The following is a 638-nucleotide window of genomic DNA, read 5'->3' as shown; positions in this document are numbered from 1 at the left end:
TGGTCAAAGTGGAAGAGTCGATCAAAGACATTACTGGCATTAAAAAAGTGGTGTCGCGAGCTTCTCGTGGCAGTGCTTATATTTCTATCGAAGTTGATGTCAACGCGGATATCAAGCGAGTGCTTGATGATGTGAATCAGCGCATCGATACTATTTCTAACCTGCCTCTTGGCATGGAGCCCATTAATGTCTATCAGGTTGAATGGCGACAAGACGTGATAGAAATGGGGCTGGTGGGGGACAGGCCTCTTGAAGAGCTTAAGCCGATTGCGAAGCAGATTGAAGATGAGCTTCTGCAGCTTAATAACGTCATGTTGGTGTATTTAAGTGCGCCAGAGGAAGAGATTGCGATTGAAGTCGATCCCCTCGTGCTGCGTAAGTATGACCTAACGTTGAATGACGTAAGCAATGCCATTCGTCGTTACTCGGCAAACTTCTCGGCGGGCGAAGTCAAAACAAACTCCGGGATGATTGCGGTTCGAATCGAGAACCAATATTACCGTGGAGATGAGTTTAGAAATATTCCCGTTAAGCTAGGTGCCAATGGTGCCAAGGTATTGTTGCAAGACATTGCTACCATCAAAGATGGCTTTACCGAAGAAGAGCGCTACTTCGAGTATTCAGGTCAAAATGCTATC

At 46.1% G+C, this 638-nt stretch carries 1 protein-coding gene; it reads left to right on the top strand.

Going from position 1 to position 638, the window contains the following annotated elements; genetic code table 11:
* The coding region (locus tag R7R78_RS27200) for an efflux RND transporter permease subunit (RefSeq protein ID WP_225474747.1) at positions 1–638 on the top strand (638 nt) is incomplete at both ends.

The sequence above is a fragment of the Vibrio sp. 2134-1 genome, assembly GCF_033339495.1.
Note: the sequence above shows the minus strand (reverse complement) of the source record. Positions and strands in the feature narration are given on the sequence as shown.